This is a genomic window from Streptococcus sp. M143 (assembly GCF_000162495.1).
Taxonomy (GTDB): domain Bacteria; phylum Bacillota; class Bacilli; order Lactobacillales; family Streptococcaceae; genus Streptococcus; species Streptococcus dentisani.
Map to the genome: position 1 here is coordinate 126,377 of NZ_GG730099.1, position 19,116 is coordinate 145,492.

Here is a 19,116-nt window from a genome sequence, read left to right on the forward strand (position 1 = left end):
ATGAAAAAATTATGCTTATCTATCCTTGCTAGCCTAGCCCTTACACTGGGATTAGTTAGCCAGGTCCAAGCCGACGAATATTTACGCATCGGGATGGAGGCAGCTTACGCTCCCTTCAACTGGACCCAAGACGACGATAGTAACGGTGCCGTCAAAATCGACGGTACCAACCAATATGCCAACGGCTACGATGTTCAAATTGCTAAAAAGATTGCCAAAGATCTAGGTAAGGAACCTTTGGTCGTTAAAACCAAGTGGGAAGGACTTGTTCCTGCTCTTACTTCTGGCAAAATCGATATGATCATTGCAGGTATGAGCCCAACGGCTGAACGTAAACAAGAAATTGCCTTTTCAAGCAGTTACTATACTAGTGAACCTGTTCTATTGGTCAAAAAGGACTCTGCCTATGCCAACGCCAAATCTTTAAACGATTTTAGCGGAGCAAAAATCACGTCTCAACAAGGCGTTTACCTTTATGACTTGATTTCCCAAATCCCAGGTGCCAAAAAAGAAACAGCCATGGGGGATTTTGCTCAGATGCGTCAAGCACTTGAAGCAGGTGTCATCGATGCCTATGTTTCAGAACGCCCTGAAGCCCTGACCGCTGAATCTGCCAACTCCAAATTCAAGATGGTCCAGCTTGACAAAGGCTTTGAAACCGGAGAAGAAGACACCGCTATTGCCATTGGACTTCGTAAAGATGACAGCCGCATCAGCCAAATCAATGCCAGCATCGAAACCATTTCTAAGGACGAACAAGTAGCTCTTATGGATCGGATGATCAAAGAGCAACCAGTTGAGGCGACAACAACGGAGGAAGAAAGTAGTTTCTTTAGTCAAGTCGCTAAGATCCTTTCTGAAAACTGGCAACAACTCCTGCGTGGTGCTGGCATCACACTCTTGATCTCCATTATCGGAACCATCGCAGGGCTTATTATCGGGCTTGCAATCGGAGTCTTCCGTACGGCCCCTCTATCTGAAAACAAGGCCATCTATGGCTTGCAAAAACTACTTGGCTGGATCCTTAATGTCTATATTGAAATTTTCCGTGGTACGCCTATGATCGTTCAATCTATGGTTATCTACTACGGTACAGCACAAGCCTTCGGTATTAACCTTGACCGTACACTGGCTGCCATCTTCATCGTTTCAATCAACACTGGTGCCTATATGACAGAAATCGTCCGTGGAGGTATCCTAGCAGTCGACAAGGGACAATTTGAAGCCGCAACTGCTCTTGGTATGACCCATAATCAGACCATGCGCAAGGTTGTCCTACCTCAGGTCGTTCGCAATATCTTACCTGCTACTGGTAATGAGTTTGTCATCAATATCAAAGATACCTCTGTATTGAATGTGATCTCTGTGGTAGAACTCTACTTCTCTGGTAATACTGTGGCCACCCAAACTTATCAATACTTCCAGACATTTACAATCATCGCCGTGATTTACTTTGTCCTCACCTTCACAGTGACCCGTATTCTACGCTTTATCGAAAGACGCATGGACATGGATACCTACACTACAGGTGCTAATCAAATGCAAACGGAGGACTTGAAATAATGAATCAACCCATTCTTGAAATTAAACACCTCAAAAAATCCTATGGACAAAATGAAGTCTTAAAAGACATCTCTCTGTCAGTCCACAAAGGAGAGGTTATCTCCATCATCGGGAGCTCAGGAAGCGGAAAATCAACCTTCCTACGTTCTATCAACCTACTTGAAACACCTACAGAGGGAAAGATTCTCTATCGAGGAGAAAACGTCCTTGCGAAAGGCTATGACCTTACTCACTATCGGGAAAAACTCGGAATGGTTTTTCAATCCTTCAATCTCTTTGAAAACCTCGATGTTCTCGAAAATACGATCGTCGCCCAAACGACTGTCCTTAAACGAGAACGCTCTGAAGCTGAAAAAATTGCCAAAGAAAATCTTGAAAAAGTCGGCATGGGAGAACGCTACTGGCAAGCCAAACCCAAACAACTCTCTGGTGGCCAGAAGCAACGTGTGGCCATCGCTCGCGCCCTCTCCATGAATCCTGACGCCATCCTTTTTGACGAACCAACATCTGCCCTGGATCCAGAAATGGTCGGTGAAGTCCTTAAAATCATGCAGGATCTAGCTCAAGAAGGCTTGACCATGATTGTCGTCACCCACGAAATGGAGTTCGCCCGCGATGTCTCACACCGTGTCATCTTTATGGATAAGGGTGTCATTGCCGAAGAAGGCAAGCCAGAAGACCTCTTCACGAACCCTAAAGAAGAACGAACGCGAGAATTTCTTCAGCGCTATCTCAAATAACAAACAAAGACTGCATAAAATATGTAGTCTTTTTACTAACTCTTTTCAAAACAAAAGGCAGATCCATTTTAAGAATCTGCCTGTAAGCCTAGTTTAATCTTCAAATTTTTCATGATTCTTGTCATAAAAATCAATCAAACCTAGGGCTGTTTCAAATGAAATATTTTTCACTTTTGCACGACCTTGTGCCAAAGCAATAATTGACATTTCACGTGCATTTGTTTCCTTAGAGATACGGTAACCTGTGATTTTCTTATCACGAACCCAGCCAACAACTGATTCTACTTTTTCAAAGTTTGATTTAGCCATGTTCTTCTCCTATTTTGTTCTTTACGATACTGAAATATATCCATTCTTTTAGGATTATCTACAAAAAACATCTACTTATTGAAAACAAATAATGAATTGTTATTACTTAGCTTTTAAAGCTGATAATATGCTTGTTCGTATATCTTCAACTCCATCAGGATTTGCTGGTAGGAAGATGGTATTATTGCCCTTATTGTCTGCGAAATTATTCAAAGTATCCAAATACTGATTTGTTAATAGAATGGACATAATCTGGGCTTCCGTGAGTTCAACATTGGCTCCTTTTAATTCTTGAATAGAATCAGCAAGTCCGTCAACAATAGCCTTACGCTGTTCTGCAATCCCTACCCCGTGTAGGCGATCTTTTTCTGCCTCTGCTTCCGCTGCTGTCACGATTTTAATCTTATCTGCTTCTGCAAGTTCTTGCGCAGCGACTCTCTTACGTTGAGCAGCATTGATTTCATTCATTGATTGTTTAACTTCAGCGTCAGGCTCAACCTTCGTAATCAGTGTTTTTACAATGATGTAACCATATGTAGACATTTCTTCTGCTACTTGCTTTTGAACTTCTAATGCAATTTCATCTTTTTTCTCAAATAGTTCATCCAAGGTCAATTTCGGCACGGACGAACGCAAGGCATCCTCAATATAGGATTTGATTTGAGCTTCTGGTCTCATTAGTTTATAGTAAGCATCTGTGACATTGTTTTCATTCACTCGATACTGAGTTGCCACATTCATGGTCACAAATACATTATCTTGTGTTTTTGTTTCCACGACGATCTCACTTTGCAATAGACGCAACTGCACTCTGGCTGCAATTCTATCAATTCCAAAAGGCGCTCGTACATGAATACCACTATTACTCAACTTTTGATATTTACCAAAACGCTCGATAATAGCGACAGACTGTTGTCGTACCACATACACAGAGCTGATAATAATCGCTGATGCAATCAGCACTAGAATAAAGAGAACAAGTAAAACATGTAAAACCATGGGAATCTCCCCCTTTCGTCACCATCATTATAGCATCATTATAGGAAATTGGCAAATAATATGATAGCAAATTTATTTTAGACTAGCATATTATACAAGGTCTCATTTCCGTTTAGATTGATATAAGATGGGTCAAACTTTTCCATCCGATGAATCAAGCCAGCATAATCATGCTTATCAGCAAGAGCAATCCCAATCAAGACTGGCCCTGTCCCCTTGCTTGCTCGTTTGATATATTCAAAACGAGTGATGTCATCATTTGGCCCCAAAATGTCATTTACAAACTCTCGTAGAGCTCCTGGACGTTGTGGGAAATTGACTACAAAGTAATGCTTGATGCCATCGTAAATCAAGGCACGTTCTTCCATCTCTGGCATACGGTTGATATCGTTATTTCCCCCAGAAATGATACAGCAAATCGTCTTACCTTTGATATAGTCTGATAGAACTTCCAAGGCTGCAATGCTGGCCGCTCCAGCAGGTTCGGCGACAATCCCTTGCTTAGAATAAAGATCAATCAAGGTCTCCGAAATCAAACCCTCATCTACTCCAATAAGAGTTTCAACATTCTGACGAGTTGCTTCATAAGTCAACTGCCCAACTTTCTGCACAGCTATGCCATCAGCAAATTTGTCAATTTCTTTGAGTTTAACTGGTCCTCCAGCCTCAAAGGCTGCCTTCATCGAACGGGCACCATTGGCTTCTACACCAATCACCTCGATAGCGGGATTGGTTTCTTTGATATAGGTCGAAACCCCTGCAATCAGTCCGCCACCACCTACCGGAACTAGTACTGTATCAAAATCAATAGACTCTTTACGGGCTTCTTCAAGAATTTCATAGGCCACAGTCCCTTGACCAGCTTGAACATGGATATCATCAAAAGGATCAATGAAGGTACGGTTTTCTGACAACGTAAACTCTTGCGCTGCCTTAGCAGAAGCATCAAAGGTATCCCCAACCAACTTGATTGTCACAAACTCTCCACCAAAAAAGCGAACCTGCCCAATCTTTTGTTGCGGTGTTGTGATGGGCATAAAAATTGTCGCAGGAATCTTCATCTCCTTACAAGTGTATGCGACACCTTGGGCGTGATTTCCCGCTGATGCACAGACCACACCTCGCTCACGTTCTTCTTTTGTCAATTGTGAAATGGCATAATAAGCTCCACGAATTTTAAAAGAGCGAACTCGTTGCGCATTTTCCTTTTTCAGATAAATCTTAGCACCATATTTCTCCGATAAATAATGATCATATTCCAGTGGTGTATTGACTACTACACCACTTAAAACTTTGTGGGCTTTCACCACATCTTTTGCACTTAGCATGTCTCCTCCTCAAATACTTTACAAGGTAAAAAGCGAGTTAGGTACCCCCCAACTCGCCTTCTGTTTTTATTCTAAGAATTAGTTGTAGATTTTGAAAGCATCGTCATCGTTTTTACCAACGAATGGCATTGCTTTACGTAATTCTGCACCAACTTTTTCAATTTCAAGATTAGCTGCTTGTTCACGGTAAGCAGTGAGCTTTGGACGGCCAGCCTTGTAGTCATTTACAAAGTCATTTGCAAATTTACCATTTTGGATGTCTGCCAAGACAGCTTTCATGTTTTCTTTAACTTGCTCAGTAATCACACGTGGACCTGATACATAGTCACCGTATTCAGCAGTGTTTGAAATAGATTGACGCATTTTCTTGAATCCACCTTCATAGATCAAGTCAACGATCAATTTCATTTCATGAAGAACTTCAAAGTAAGCCAATTCTGGAGCATAGCCTGCTTCTGTCAAGACTTCAAAACCTGCTTCGATAAGGGCAGTCAAACCACCACAAAGTACGGCTTGTTCACCAAACAAATCTTCTTCTGTTTCTTCTTTGTAAGTTGTTTCAAGCAAACCTACACGAGCTGCTCCAACCCCTTTACACCAGTCCATGGCAATATTTTTCGCATTTCCTGTAGCGTCTTGGTAAACTGCATAAAGAGCTGGAACACCAAAACCTTCTTCATAAGTACGACGTACCAAGTGACCTGGTCCTTTAGGAGCACACATGAAGACATCTACATCTGCAGGAACTTTGATAAATTCAAAGTGGATGTTGAAACCATGGGCAAATCCAACTGCATTTCCAGCTTCCAAGTTTGGAGCGATTTCTGCTTCGTACAATTCTTGTTGGATTTCATCTGGTGCCAAGATCATGATAACGTCAGCCAATTTAGTGGCTTCTGCTACTGTATAAGTGTCAAATCCATCTTCTTTTGCTTTGTCAAAAGATTTACCAGGACGTACACCGATGATGACATCACGACCTGAGTCACGCAAGTTTTGCGCATGCGCATGTCCTTGTGAACCATAACCGATAACGGCGATTTTTTTTCCGTCAAGTGCTGCTACTTTTACATCTTTTTCGTATTCCATTTGAACTGCCATAGTTTTTCTCTCTTTTCTATTATTTATTGCCTTTTAGGCTAGTTTAACAAATTTAAGTAGGATTTTTAATCACGGGTAAATCCAGTTGCACCCGTACGAGCGATATTTTTAATACCATATGGTCGAATCACTCGCAATAAAGCTTCACTCTTTTCAGCATTTCCCGTCATCTGGATCGTAATCGAACTTGGAGCCACATCCACCACCGTTGCACGGAAAGGTTGGATAATGGCCAAGATTTCTGCACGCTTCTCAGCAGGAGCAGATACCTTTACCAAGATAACTTCTCTTTCCAAATGTGGTTTGTCTGTGATATCTCGAATGCGAATCACATCAATCTGACGATTGAGTTGCTTGATAATTTGCTCCACTTCATCATGTGAAGCCACATCAATAATGATGGTAATCCTTGATACATCAGGATTCTCTGTTGCACCAACTGAGATACTCTCAATATTGACCTGACGACGAGAAAGGACACCTGTAAAGCGATTGAGGACTCCTGAACGATTTTGTAGTTTTGCTGTTAACATTCTACGCATGGAACTTCACCCCCAACATCTCATGATTGCTCTTACCAGCTGGTACCATCGGTAAGACCTGTTCCTTACGAGAAATATCCACCTCGATAAACATCGGCACATCCTCTAGAATAACCTCTAGATCCTTCTCTATCGTCTCTGGATTATCAAACTTGTAGTTTTTGATTCCGTAAGCCTGTGCCATCAGCTGGAAGTCAGGAAGAGTATCAAAGACTGACTCTGACGTTCTACCTTCATAGAAGGATTCCTGCCACTGACGAACCATTCCTAGGGAGTGGTTGTTCAACATGACTACCTTAATCGGTACCTTGTAGATGTTTAGGATGGCTAGTTCTTGGTTGGTCATTTGGAAACCACCATCACCGACAAAAAGAACCACTTCTTTTTCCGGATTGGCAATCTTGGCTCCTATAGCTGCAGGAACTCCGAATCCCATGGTACCCAAACCTCCCGAAGTGACTAACTGACGCTCATTTTGGTAAGGATAATACTGAGCTGTCCACATTTGGTGTTGGCCAACGTCTGTGACAACAATGGCATCTCCATTCGTCAACTCGCCGATGCGTTCAATAACGGCCTGCGGTTGAACCACACGTTCTTTCTTATCATAAGAACGAACGCGGTTCTTGTCCTTGGTAACTTTGTCAATCCACTTTTCAGTATTGTTATGAACAGTTGGTTCTGCCAGTAGCATCTGCAAGGCTTTCTTAGCATCCCCCACTACAGGAATATCTGCACTGATAATCTTACCAATCTCAGCTGGGTCAATGTCAATATGGGCGACCTTGGCATTCTTAGCAAAGGTCTTAGGATTTCCAGTTAAGCGGTCATCGAAACGGCAACCAATACTAATCATAAAGTCCGCTTCGGTCATGGCAATGTTAGCTGCGAAAGAACCGTGCATGCCTCCCATACCAAGAAAGAGCGGATGGCTTGTCGCAATCGTACCTTGCCCTAAAAGACTGGTCACCACTGGAATTTGGTAACGTTCAGCAAACTCATTGAGCTCGGCAGCTGCTTCTGCATAACTAACCCCGCCACCAGCTAGCAATACAGGTTTTTTAGCCTTAGACAATTGCTTCAAGATTTTCTTGATTTGCATGTCATTCGGATCAAGCGTTGGTTGGTAACTTGGTAAATTCACCTCTGGTGAATAGATGAAGTCCGTCTCTAAGGCAGATACATCCTTTGGCAAGTCAATCACAACAGGACCTGGACGACCTGTCGTTGCAATATGAACAGCTTCCGTAATGATACGAGGAATATCTGCTGTCTCACGAACTTGGTAATTGTATTTGGTAATGGGCATGGTAATACCCACGATGTCTGCTTCCTGAAAGGCATCTTTCCCAATCCCTGCTCGCGCCACCTGACCCGTAAAGACCAAAAGGGGAACGCTATCGCTCATGGCATCTGCAATCCCTGTAATGGCATTTGTTGCTCCTGGTCCACTCGTGACGACAGCAACACCCAACTTTCCAGTTGATTTGGCATAACCTTCAGCTTCATGCAAACAGCCTTGTTCATGGCGACCCAAGATGTGGCGAATGCCTTTGAAATTATAAATCGCATCATATAAAGGCAAGACAGCCCCACCAGGATAACCAAATATGGTATCAATTCCTAAATCACGGAGGGTTTCCAAAACTAGATCCGATCCCGTCTTAGGAGCGTCTAAACTGATTTTTTCCATTGTTCCCCTTTCTCTTCTCTTAAAAATAGCTTGTTACTATCATACCATTTTTTCAAAAATTTTCAAGACAAAAGAAGCAATTTTCTGAATTTTCTATCTAAACGTGTTTTTATGAATGTTTTTCCTATTTTTATAAATATGAATAGGGAATTGAACAATTTTATTACTGCCAAATTTAGTTTAGGGTATATTTTTCTAACCTTCCTTGACATAGAACATAAAAAGGAAGCCACTAAGTGACTTCCTTCTAGAGTGAGGACTGATTAGTCTTCACCTTTGTTTTTCTTAATGATTTCTTCTTGTACTGACTTAGGTACATCTTCGTAGTGGTCAAATACCATCATGAATGTACCACGTCCTTGAGATGCAGAACGAAGAACTGTTGCGTAACCAAACATTTCAGCAAGTGGAACGTAAGCACGAACGATTTGGCTGTTACCGTGTGCTTCCATACCATCAACACGTCCACGACGAGCAGTTACGTGACCCATAACATCACCAAGGTTTTCTTCAGGAACAGTGATGGTTACAAGCATCATTGGCTCAAGGATAGCTGGTTGTGCAGTCTTAGCAGCTTCTTTAAGAGCAAGTGAAGCCGCAATCTTGAAGGCAGTTTCAGATGAGTCGACATCGTGGTATGAACCATCGTAAAGCTTAGCTTTAACGTCAACCATTGGGTAACCTGCAAGAACACCGTTAGCCATAGATTCTACCAAACCTTTTTCAACCGCTGGGATAAATTCACGAGGAACCACACCACCGACGATTGCGTTTTCGAATTCGAATCCTTTACCTTCTTCGTTTGGAGTAAATTCAATCCATACATCACCGAATTGACCTTTACCACCAGACTGACGTTTGAAGAATCCACGTGCTTGAGTAGAAGCGCGGAATGTTTCACGGTAAGATACTTGAGGAGCACCTACGTTCGCTTCAACTTTGAACTCACGACGCATACGGTCAACAAGGACGTCAAGGTGAAGTTCACCCATACCAGAGATAACTGTTTCACCAGTTTCAACGTTTGTTTCAACGCGGAATGTTGGATCTTCTTCAGCCAATTTTTGAAGGGCAATACCCATCTTGTCTTGGTCTGCTTTAGATTTTGGCTCAACCATCAACTGGATAACTGGTTCTGGGACGTTGATTGACTCAAGGATGATTTTAGCTTTTTCATCTGTCAATGAATCACCAGTTGTAGTATCTTTCAAACCAACGGCAGCAGCGATATCACCTGAGTAAACAGTGTCGATTTCTTGACGGCTGTTAGCGTGCATTTGAAGGATACGTCCGATACGTTCACGTTTACCTTTAGAAGTGTTCAATACGTATGAACCTGATTGAAGAACACCTGAGTATACACGGAAGAATGTCAAACGACCTACGAATGGGTCAGTCATAATCTTGAAGGCAAGAGCTGCAAATGGCTCTTCATCAGATGCTGGGCGAGTTTCTTCTTCGTCTGTATCTGGGTTGATACCTTTGATTGCTGGGATATCAAGTGGGCTTGGAAGGTAGTCGATAACCGCATCAAGCATCAATTGAACACCCTTGTTCTTGAAGGCAGAACCACACAATACTGGGAAGAATTCAACGTTGATAGTCGCTTTACGGATACCAGCTTTCAATTCTTCGTTAGTGATTTCTTCACCTTCGAGGTATTTCATCATCAATTCTTCGTCAGTCTCGGCAACTGCTTCAATCAATTTTTCACGGTATTCTTGAGCTTGGTCAAGGTATTCAGCTGGAATATCTTCTTCAAGGATATCTGTACCAAGGTCGTTAGTATAGATTTCAGCTTTCATCTTGATCAAGTCGATGATACCACGGAAGTCATCTTCAGAACCGATTGGTAATTGGATTGGGTGTGCGTTTGCTTGAAGACGGTCGTGAAGTGTGCTTACTGAGTAAAGGAAGTCAGCACCGATTTTGTCCATTTTGTTGGCAAATACGATACGTGGAACTCCGTACTCAGTTGCTTGACGCCAAACTGTTTCAGTTTGAGGCTCAACACCTGATTGTGAGTCAAGAACAGTAACCGCACCGTCCAATACACGAAGAGAACGTTGTACTTCGATAGTGAAGTCCACGTGTCCTGGTGTGTCGATGATGTTTACGCGGTGGTTATTCCATTGAGCTGTTGTCGCAGCAGATGTGATAGTGATACCACGTTCTTGCTCTTGCTCCATCCAGTCCATTTGTGACGCACCTTCGTGAGTTTCACCGATTTTGTGGATTTTACCAGTGTAGTAAAGAATACGCTCAGTAGTTGTTGTTTTACCGGCATCAACGTGAGCCATGATACCGATATTACGAGTTTTTTCAAGTGAAAATTCGCGTGCCATGAGGTTAGTTTCTCCTATTTTTTATTTTACAATCTATTATAACATTATTTAGAAAAAACGGATAGGCAGGACCTACCCGTTCTCAATGTTTATCTTGTTTTTGTTGGTTTCAACTTACGAGATGGTAAGTTAAATTGAACTCGGGCTAAAAGCTTAAGTTAGCTAAGTTGAACTCAAGCTAAAAGTCTGGAGAAAAAGATGAATCTCATTGGTTGCAATCGCAACCTACTTCGATTCCCTATTTTCTCTTGGACTTTCTTAACGCTTTCGTATCCTATCTTACCAACGGAAGTGTGCGAAGGCACGGTTAGCTTCAGCCATACGGTGAGTGTCTTCACGTTTCTTAACTGCTGCACCAGTGTTGTTCGCAGCATCCAAGATTTCTTTTGCAAGACGATCTTGCATTGTGTGTTCACCACGAAGACGAGCGATTGTTACCAACCAACGAAGTCCAAGTGTTGTACGACGTTCTGGACGAACTTCAACTGGGACTTGGTAGTTAGATCCACCAACACGACGTGCACGTACTTCAAGTACAGGCATGATGTTTTCCATAGCTGTTTCAAATACTTCAAGTGCATCGTTGCCAGTAGCTTCTTTGATTTGCTCAAAAGCACCGTAAACGATTGAAGCAGCTGTACCACGTTTACCATCAAGCATAACGCGGTTGATAAGACGAGTAACTAGTTGTGAATTGTAAAGCGGATCTGGCAATACGTCACGTTTTGGAGCTCTATTTTTACGACTCATTTCTCTTTATCCCCTTTCCTTATGCTTTTGGACGTTTAGTACCGTATTTAGAACGGCCTTGTTTACGATCGTTAACACCTGCAGTATCAAGTGCACCACGGACGATATGGTAACGTACCCCTGGAAGGTCTTTTACACGTCCACCACGAAGAAGCACCACGCTGTGCTCTTGCAAGTTGTGTCCGATACCTGGGATGTAGGCAGTAACTTCGATAAGGTTGCTCAAACGTACACGAGCGAATTTACGAAGGGCAGAGTTAGGTTTTTTAGGTGTCATTGTTCCAACACGAGTCGCAACACCACGTTTTTGTGGTGAAGAAACGTTTGTTTGAACTTTTTTATGACTGTTGTAACCAACGTTCAAAGCTGGTGATTTAGATTTTTCTACTTTTGATTTACGCGGTTTGCGAACCAATTGGTTAATTGTAGGCATCTACATTCTCCTGTGTTTTTTTATTTTTGGTGATGATACACTTGGTGACAGCTACCATCTGTGTGTACTTTTGCAACATTTGTCAGCACGTCCCTGTACACTTTTGAGAGACCAAAAGTAAAAAGTACCGTCTATTATTGTAACACATTTTTTCCTTCATTGTCAAGATATTTTTCGTTTTTATTCTGATCTTTTATCTCTTTGACACTAGCTCTAACCGCTTTTTTAAACAAAGAAAAGGAGGCAATTTTGCCTCCTAAATTCTATGGATTTCCTTCGATTCAAGTTATCGTTTCGGAATTTTTTAACTCTTCTTATCAAAGCCAACCAGATTCTTTTGCAATGTTGGCTGCCTCTGTTCGATTACCAGCATCTAGTTTCGAAAGAATATTGGTGACATAGTTTCGGACGGTTCCATTTGATAGATAGAGTTGGTCTGCGATTTCTTGATTAGATAAGCCCTGAGCGATTCCCTTTAAAACAGCGATTTCTTGCTCTGTTAACGGATTGGGATGCGTCATCACCACTTCCATCAATTCAGGGGAATATTCCTTGCGCCCTTCGAGAACAGTGTGCAAGGTTTGCATGAGGTCTGCAATGCTTCTTTCTTTTAAGACATAAGCATCCACTCCAGCCTTGATCGCTCGTTCAAAATAGCCTGGGCGCTTGAAGGTTGTCACCACAACTACCTTTGTTTCTAACTTTTCTGCTCGTATCCACTCCAAGACTTCGAGACCTGTCTTAACAGGCATCTCTACATCAAGAATGGCGATATCTACAGACTCTTTTTCTAAAAGTTGGATTGCTTCTTGCCCATTCTTGGCTTGTAGGACAGACTCTACATCTGGTTGAAAGGTAAGCAACTGGCACATAGCATCTCGCAACATACTTTGATCTTCTGCAACAAGTAGTTTCATCTTAGTTTCTCTCCTTATAAGGTAGTCGAACCTGCACTTCAGTCGGCTGTTTCTGACTGATTACCTTTACTTCTCCTGAAAAAGGAAGGACACGGTCTCGAACGGTATGGAGCTCATCTCCTTTTAGAGAAGCAAAGCCACAGCCATCATCTCTTACTGTTAAAATGAGTTCTTTCTCTGTTCGTTCTAATTTTAAGTAGGCTTTCGACGCTTTGGCATGTTTGATGATGTTGGTCACTAACTCAAGTAAAATCATGGAGGCCGTTGATTCTAATTCCTGAGTTAGGCTAGCAGTATCTAGTTGGTGATTGATTTCCGTTTCAATTCCTGCAATTTCCAGCATTTTTTTAACAGTCACAAACTCGGAAGCAAGTGTTCTGGTTTTGAGATTTTCAATGATGGTACGAACTTCATTCATAGATTCTTTACTGATCTGATGAATTTCTTTTAATTCTTTTTCCACTTGAGGATAGGCCTGCATTTGAAGAAGTTGGAGGGCAAGATCCGTCTTCACACTCAGCATGGCGAAGGTATGGCCTAGACTGTCATGGAGATCCTGGCCGATACGACTGCGTTCATTTTCAGCCAAGAAAAGATTGAGCTTAGCATTTTGCTTTCTCTTTTCTTCTTTTATTTCCTCTGATACTCGAATTCGGTAGAGACCAAAGGTAAAAGCATCAGAAAAGACAAAGGTCAGCAAGAAAAAGAGCAGTTGCCAGGGACTAACATGATTGACCATATAAATCCCGGTTAAAATCAATGGCTGCAAGACAACAAAACTGACAAAACGCCAAGAGTGAAGAGAAATCTCATCCAGCTCATAAATGAGGAGATTAGATAAATAAAAGATAAACCATGTGAAACCCGAATTCAGCCAAACCGATGTATAAAAAATGTAGGCAATCATGACCCACCAAGCCAGCCACTGCACAGTACGGTTTTGACTTAATAAAATCGAATAAAAGGCTAAGACAAATAATAATGTCCAGAACAAGGTTAAAAGCGGGTACTCTCCACTGATGACACCCGCTATAGGAAAGATGATAAACACTAATGAAATATGAAACATATAATGAGTGTTTTTTAATTTTTCCAACATAGATTTATTTTACCTCGATCCGTTTTTTCAGCTGGATTACCAGTACACCAAAGAAAACTGTATAACCTAGTACAACCAAGGTGGCAAGAATGTTAAACTCGTGGTGTTCCATATAAGTAGAGACGACCTGCATCAGTTGATAGGTTGGAGTCAGTTTTCCAATGGATTGGAGCCATTCTGGGAAGGAACTCAAAGGGAACCAGAGTCCACCTAGGACAGCCAAAGCAATATAGGCAATATTTCCAATAACCGTCATCAATTGAGCACTGGGAAGCAAGCTCACCAAGACACCCATGCTGATAAAGACCACGCTTCCGACCAGCAAAATAACTCCAATCACCAACCAATCAAGCCAAGGCAGAGTCACTCCACGGACAAAATGACCAACCGAAAAGACAACTATAATTGATAACAAGAAAGTCAGCAGAGTACTGAACAGTTTTGATACATAATATTCTACCATAGATACTGGAGAATGTTGAATCAATTTTTGCCAGTTGTTTGTCTTATCAGACTCGAGTGTGCTAGGGATACTGAAAAAGGCGCTTGACATGATACTAAAGAGCGTCATGGCAAAAAGATAGGCTTGAAGAGCAATTTCTGGAATGTCTGACCCTGACATCATACCAGAGAAAATAAGGTAAAACACACTTGGAAGTCCGATGGATAGCAAGTAGTAGACTGCTTGCCGTTTCATCAGAATGATTTCCACTTTCATGAGACTTGTCATATTTTTCATCGTCAATCTCCTTTAGTCTTGAGTCGTTTCGAAAATACTGTCTAAGAGAGTTCGATTGCGAACTTCAATTTCTTCGATCGTGCAGCCCTGTTCTTGCAAGGCTTCCCATACTTGGCTGGCTTCTTTGGTTGTGAAGGAAAGAGCATTTTGCTTGATTTCAAGCTCTTGAACCATAGTCAAGGTACTGACAAAATCTTGATAAGTTAGAGGTACGGTAAAGTGTTTTTCTTGTTCTTCACCACGCATGGCATAAGGTGTCGTATCACGAATCAATTCACCCTTGTGGAGGACTAAGATGCGATCAGCCGTATGCTCCACCTCTTCGATATAGTGAGAAGAATAGACAATGGTCACACCATTTTTCTTCAAGTGATCGACAATCTCCCAAAAATGCTGACGTGTCGAGGTATCCATGGCAGCAGTTGGCTCGTCTAAAAATAGAATTTTCGGACGACCGATTAAAGTCAACACGAAAGAGAACAAACGTTTTTGCCCACCAGACAACTTGCCCGCTAGCTGATTTTTCTGCTTGTCTGAGAATCTCAGCAAGTCATCAATTTCTTTGTCTGAAAGACTGTCGGGATAAAGTGACTTGAAAAATGATAGAAGTTCTTTCACTTTCAAGCTTTGGACAACTGCATTTTCTTGGGGTAAGACAGAAATAAGCTGCTTTAATCGAGGATCTGTTGGTGCAAAGCCTTGAATGGCTATCTGACCTGAGCTCACGAACTTGTCGCCCAAGAGGCAATCAATCAAGGTTGTTTTTCCTGCTCCGTTAGGCCCGATCAAGGCGACACATTCACCATCGTTGATTTCAAAAGAGATGTTCCGCAAGATCTCCTTGTCTTTTATTTTCTTACTCAATTTCTCAACTTTAATCACAGTCATGAGATTCTCCTTTCAACCACTTCATTCCCATAGGGAAAACGACAAAAATCATAAATCCAAACCCCCAAGCACCACGAATGAATTGGCGAAGCAAGGTTTGGTCAAACCAACCAGTAAACATTTCCACTAACCATACCAAGAGTGACAGGCCGATAAAGAAATAGATGATTGCTTTTTTCATTCCTCAAACTCCTTTTTCACATCTCTGACCAATTTCAAACCTTCTCTGACAAGCCAAGACATCATTCCAAAGCCAGCAAAGAGCTCCCAAGGAAAATGATAGAAACCCTCGTCCAATCCTGAAAACATGAGATAGGTCATAACTCCTGCTGCTACTAAACTCACTGCGACAATCATTTTATTTTTCATTTCTTCTTCCTCCATTTCATACTTCAATTATAGTCTTTTGAATTTGGCGGAGCTAGATGCTTCTGTCACTAGGAAATATGACAAATGTCATAAAAAAAGAAAGTTGCAAAATCAACTTTCTTTTTAATCGATTAAATTTTTATTCCACACTGAAAAGATATGGATATACAGGTTGTTGACCTTGGTGAATCTCTACTTCAACATCTTCAAATTCTTCTGCGATTTCTTGGGCAATTTCATTGGCAAGTTCTTCGCTTCCATCTTCACCGACATAGAAAGTCACGATTTCACTATCTTCGTCCAACATATGTTTCAAGGTTTCTGTCAAGGTTTGATGCATGTCGGGATTTGACACGAGGATTTTTCCATCTACCATACCAAGATTGTCATTTTCATGAATTTCCAAGCCATCGATAGTTGTATCACGAACGGCTGTTGTTACACTACCGCTGATGACATCACTGAGGGCTGCAGTCATGCGTTCTTTGTTTTCTTCGATTGATTTGCTTAGATCAAAGGCAAGCAGGCTTGTCAACCCTTGAGGAATTGTACGTGCTTCTACCACAACAGCTGGTTGTTCAAGCACTTCAGCTGCTGACTGAGCTGCCATAAAGATATTTTTATTGTTTGGCAAGAAAATGATGTTGCGAGCATTGACCTGTTCAACAGCCTTGATAAAGTCCTCTGTTGAAGGGTTCATCGTCTGACCGCCTTCGATGACATAATCCACACCTTGGGCACGGAAGATATCTGCCAATCCTTGACCAGCTACTACTGCGATAAGGGCATACTCCTTCTCTTCAGCTGGCTTGCTGACTTGTGCTGCTTCTTTTTCAACTTGTGCTTCGTGTTGGTTGCGCATGTTGTCCACTTTAACCTTGACCAAGCTACCATATTTAAGTCCTTCTTGCATGACAAGACCTGGATCTTCTGTATGGACGTGAACTTTGACAATCTCATCATCGTTGACAACAAGGAGCGAGTCCCCAAGTTCATTCAAGTAGTTACGGAATTCATCATAGTCAAAGTCCTTAGAATAAGTTGGTCCTTGTTTGAGAGCAACCATGATCTCCGTACAGTAACCGAAGGTAATATCTTCTGTTGCCACATGTCCAGCAACTGACTTGTGGTGTTCAGCATTGATCATTTCACTCATGTTGGCAGGGGTCGCTACAAAGTCCTCAGAAGCGCTGTATTCACCAGTGAGTGCTGAAAGGAAACCTTCATAGATGAAGACCAAACCTTGACCACCAGAGTCCACGACACCAACCTCTTTCAAGACTGGGAGCATATCAGGAGTCTTAGCCAGAGCTCTCTTAGCACCTTCCAAGGCTGCACGCATGACCTCAACAGCATCATCTGTCTCCTCGGCTTTTTTCTTAGCCCCAATGGCCGCACCACGAGAAACTGTCAAAATAGTTCCCTCAACTGGTTTCATAACCGCCTTGTAGGCTACTTCGACACCAGATTGGAAAGCAAGAGCCAAGTCTTGACCTGTTAATTCGTCTTTTTCCTTAATAGCTTGGGAAAATCCACGGAAGAGCTGAGAAGTGATAACCCCTGAGTTTCCACGCGCACCCATCAAGAGTCCCTTAGCAAGAATGCTCGCCACTTCTCCAACTGTAGAAGCTGGCTTGTCTGCTACTTCTTTGGCACCATTCTCGATGGTCATTCCCATGTTTGTCCCAGTATCTCCATCTGGAACTGGAAAGACGTTTAATGAATTGACATATTCAGCTTGCTTATTCAAACGAGTTGATGCAGCCTGCACCATTTCTTGAAATAAGCTGGTAGTAATTTTTGACACGATTATTCTCCTACAACTTTGATATTTTGAATGTAGACATTCACAGTCTGAGCAGTGATTCCTAGTTGGTTTTCCAAACTAAAACGAACGCGCTCTTGGATGTTTTTTGAGACTTCACTAATCTTTGTTCCGTAGCTCAAGACGGTATAAACATCAACTGCAATGCTGCCATCTTCGGCTGCCTTCACGACTACACCTTTTGCATAATTTTCCTTGCCAAGAAGGGCTTGGAAATTATCTTTGAGGGTATTTTTGCTAGCCATACCGACCACACCAAAAATCTCAGTTGCTGCACCACCTACAACGGTTGCAATCACTTCATCTGTCAGCTCGATTTGACCATCTTTTGTATTAATTTTTACAGTCATTTTTTTTACCTCAACTAGTTGATACTCTATTTTATCATATTTCATTCCAAGTGTAAAAGCAGAATGCTGTATCGGCGGATATTTACTCTATTTTTCAAATGGTTTTATCTATCGAGCAAAAGAAAAAGACCTAAGCGGCCTTTTCATTTTTATTAAACGCGTTCAACTTTACCTGATTTCAAAGCACGAGCTGAAGCCCAAACTTTTTTAGGTTTACCATCGATAAGAACAGTAACTTTTTGAAGGTTTGGTTTTACGGCACGTTTTGTTTGGTTCATCGCGTGTGAACGGTTATTTCCAGATACAGTCTTACGACCTGTAAAGTAACATACTTTAGCCATTGTGTTTTCCTCCTATTAGATCTAATATAGCGGATGTGCTAGCACCACATACCGTACTATGTTATCACACTTTCTTGAATTTATCAAGAGAATTAAAATATTTTTTTATTTGACGTAAACAACTCCAAGTTTACCAAAAGCAACTTCCCCACGAATAATCAAAGTTTTGCTGGTTGGTGCTACAGGAGCATCTGCCTTAGCTGCACCAAAGGATGTTTCTACTTTCAAATCGACACGCCAGTGTTGTGGAACATAGACAGTTGCATTCCCGAAGGCCACTTCAATATTTAAAGTTGCAAAATCACCTAGCATCTCTGCATTATCATAGTAGATTTTAGCATCCCCAAAAGCGACTTCCACTTGGTCATCTACGAGATCTTGATCTTGCTTATAGAAGGTCCCGCTACCAAAAGCGACTTCCTTATCCGTGACGACTGTTCGTTCACCGTTGTACCACCATTTTTTGCCATACCAAAACTTACTTGAATGCGTCAGATAACCAACACCTAGCACTGCTAAGATACTAGCCCAGATGAGAGAATGATTAGGCACCGGCAACAAGTCATAAGCGTAATTTGCAATGATGAGCGCCAGTAAACCTGTAAAAACTGCCGAAGTTAGATGGCGTCTAAGGATGGACTCAATGGACTTATAAGCAAAAAAAACAATTCCTAGCAAAGGCCATATTTTGCCATCCAAAGAAGGAATGCCAAAATTTCCTTGCAGCAAAATCCAAGCTGCTAAAACCAATAGAATAATACCAAATGCTTTCTTTTTCATGTCTT

At 41.8% G+C, this 19,116-nt stretch carries 21 protein-coding genes; 2 read left to right on the forward strand and 19 right to left on the reverse strand.

The features are described from left to right. Both HMPREF0850_RS12085 and HMPREF0850_RS12090 read left to right on the forward strand, forming a co-directional pair. A complete protein-coding gene (locus HMPREF0850_RS12085; RefSeq protein WP_000732052.1) occupies nucleotides 1-1,563 on the forward strand; it encodes an ABC transporter substrate-binding protein/permease in 1,563 nt (520 codons plus the stop codon). Next, nucleotides 1,563-2,303 carry an amino acid ABC transporter ATP-binding protein gene (locus HMPREF0850_RS12090; protein WP_001075499.1) on the forward strand — a complete coding sequence of 247 codons (741 nt, stop codon included), beginning with the start codon at nucleotides 1,563-1,565 and terminating at the stop codon, nucleotides 2,301-2,303. The genes HMPREF0850_RS12085 and HMPREF0850_RS12090 overlap by 1 nt, the downstream gene beginning before the upstream one ends. Nucleotides 2,304-2,396: 93 nt before the next feature. Here the strand turns inward: HMPREF0850_RS12090 and HMPREF0850_RS12095 are convergent, their stop codons facing one another. The 19 genes from HMPREF0850_RS12095 to HMPREF0850_RS12185 form a co-directional block, all read right to left on the reverse strand. Continuing rightward, nucleotides 2,397-2,612 carry a capsule biosynthesis transcriptional regulator gene (locus tag HMPREF0850_RS12095; protein ID WP_001130035.1) on the reverse strand — a complete coding sequence of 72 codons (216 nt, stop codon included), beginning with the start codon at nucleotides 2,610-2,612 and terminating at the stop codon, nucleotides 2,397-2,399. Between the two features lie 102 nt (nucleotides 2,613-2,714). Continuing rightward, on the reverse strand, nucleotides 2,715-3,611 hold the full coding sequence (locus HMPREF0850_RS12100; RefSeq protein ID WP_000242874.1) for an SPFH domain-containing protein: 897 nt from the start codon (nucleotides 3,609-3,611) through the stop codon (nucleotides 2,715-2,717). Nucleotides 3,612-3,688: 77 nt separating this feature from the next. After that, a complete protein-coding gene (gene ilvA, locus HMPREF0850_RS12105) occupies nucleotides 3,689-4,939 on the reverse strand; it encodes a threonine ammonia-lyase IlvA (RefSeq protein WP_000947308.1) in 1,251 nt (416 codons plus the stop codon). 78 nt (nucleotides 4,940-5,017) lie between these two features. Then, the gene (gene ilvC, locus HMPREF0850_RS12110; protein WP_000290683.1) at nucleotides 5,018-6,040 is read right to left on the reverse strand and encodes a ketol-acid reductoisomerase; all 1,023 of its coding nucleotides are present in this window, start codon (nucleotides 6,038-6,040) and stop codon (nucleotides 5,018-5,020) included. A 65-nt stretch (nucleotides 6,041-6,105) separates the two neighbouring features. Further along, a complete protein-coding gene (ilvN, locus tag HMPREF0850_RS12115) occupies nucleotides 6,106-6,582 on the reverse strand; it encodes an acetolactate synthase small subunit (RefSeq protein ID WP_001253806.1) in 477 nt (158 codons plus the stop codon). Beyond that, nucleotides 6,575-8,275: an acetolactate synthase large subunit gene (locus tag HMPREF0850_RS12120; protein ID WP_000411731.1), complete on the reverse strand. Its 1,701-nt coding sequence runs from the start codon at nucleotides 8,273-8,275 to the stop codon at nucleotides 6,575-6,577. The genes ilvN and HMPREF0850_RS12120 overlap by 8 nt, the downstream gene beginning before the upstream one ends. A 263-nt stretch (nucleotides 8,276-8,538) precedes the next feature. Further along, nucleotides 8,539-10,620 carry an elongation factor G gene (gene fusA / locus HMPREF0850_RS12125; protein WP_000090349.1) on the reverse strand — a complete coding sequence of 694 codons (2,082 nt, stop codon included), beginning with the start codon at nucleotides 10,618-10,620 and terminating at the stop codon, nucleotides 8,539-8,541. Between the two features lie 279 nt (nucleotides 10,621-10,899). After that, nucleotides 10,900-11,370 (reverse strand): 30S ribosomal protein S7, encoded by a 471-nt coding sequence (rpsG, locus tag HMPREF0850_RS12130; protein WP_000087873.1) that lies wholly within the window; start codon nucleotides 11,368-11,370, stop codon nucleotides 10,900-10,902. A 19-nt stretch (nucleotides 11,371-11,389) separates the two neighbouring features. Further along, entirely contained in the window at nucleotides 11,390-11,803 is a 414-nt protein-coding gene (gene rpsL, locus HMPREF0850_RS12135; protein ID WP_001142332.1) for a 30S ribosomal protein S12, read from the reverse strand. Nucleotides 11,804-12,120: 317 nt separating this feature from the next. Next, a complete protein-coding gene (locus HMPREF0850_RS12140) occupies nucleotides 12,121-12,720 on the reverse strand; it encodes a response regulator transcription factor (protein ID WP_000772068.1) in 600 nt (199 codons plus the stop codon). A gap of 1 nt (nucleotide 12,721) precedes the next feature. Then, on the reverse strand, nucleotides 12,722-13,819 hold the full coding sequence (locus HMPREF0850_RS12145) for a sensor histidine kinase (RefSeq protein ID WP_000890465.1): 1,098 nt from the start codon (nucleotides 13,817-13,819) through the stop codon (nucleotides 12,722-12,724). A gap of 4 nt (nucleotides 13,820-13,823) precedes the next feature. Further along, nucleotides 13,824-14,558 (reverse strand): ABC transporter permease, encoded by a 735-nt coding sequence (locus HMPREF0850_RS12150; protein ID WP_000794222.1) that lies wholly within the window; start codon nucleotides 14,556-14,558, stop codon nucleotides 13,824-13,826. A gap of 12 nt (nucleotides 14,559-14,570) precedes the next feature. Further along, nucleotides 14,571-15,446, reverse strand: a complete 876-nt coding sequence (locus HMPREF0850_RS12155) for an ABC transporter ATP-binding protein (RefSeq protein ID WP_000216049.1) — start codon at nucleotides 15,444-15,446, stop codon at nucleotides 14,571-14,573. After that, nucleotides 15,433-15,627, reverse strand: a complete 195-nt coding sequence (locus HMPREF0850_RS12160; protein WP_000709165.1) for a hypothetical protein — start codon at nucleotides 15,625-15,627, stop codon at nucleotides 15,433-15,435. The genes HMPREF0850_RS12155 and HMPREF0850_RS12160 overlap by 14 nt, the downstream gene beginning before the upstream one ends. Further along, nucleotides 15,624-15,830, reverse strand: a complete 207-nt coding sequence (locus HMPREF0850_RS12165; RefSeq protein WP_000390701.1) for a hypothetical protein — start codon at nucleotides 15,828-15,830, stop codon at nucleotides 15,624-15,626. Before HMPREF0850_RS12165 ends, HMPREF0850_RS12160 begins: the two co-directional genes overlap by 4 nt. A gap of 124 nt (nucleotides 15,831-15,954) precedes the next feature. Beyond that, nucleotides 15,955-17,622 (reverse strand): DAK2 domain-containing protein, encoded by a 1,668-nt coding sequence (locus tag HMPREF0850_RS12170; RefSeq protein WP_000036686.1) that lies wholly within the window; start codon nucleotides 17,620-17,622, stop codon nucleotides 15,955-15,957. Between the two features lie 2 nt (nucleotides 17,623-17,624). Further along, a complete protein-coding gene (locus HMPREF0850_RS12175; protein ID WP_000216441.1) occupies nucleotides 17,625-17,990 on the reverse strand; it encodes an Asp23/Gls24 family envelope stress response protein in 366 nt (121 codons plus the stop codon). Nucleotides 17,991-18,142: 152 nt separating this feature from the next. After that, the gene (gene rpmB / locus HMPREF0850_RS12180; protein WP_001140948.1) at nucleotides 18,143-18,331 is read right to left on the reverse strand and encodes a 50S ribosomal protein L28; all 189 of its coding nucleotides are present in this window, start codon (nucleotides 18,329-18,331) and stop codon (nucleotides 18,143-18,145) included. Nucleotides 18,332-18,436: 105 nt separating this feature from the next. After that, a complete protein-coding gene (locus HMPREF0850_RS12185) occupies nucleotides 18,437-19,111 on the reverse strand; it encodes a LiaF transmembrane domain-containing protein (RefSeq protein WP_000725706.1) in 675 nt (224 codons plus the stop codon). Between the last annotated feature and the right edge of the window lie 5 nt (nucleotides 19,112-19,116).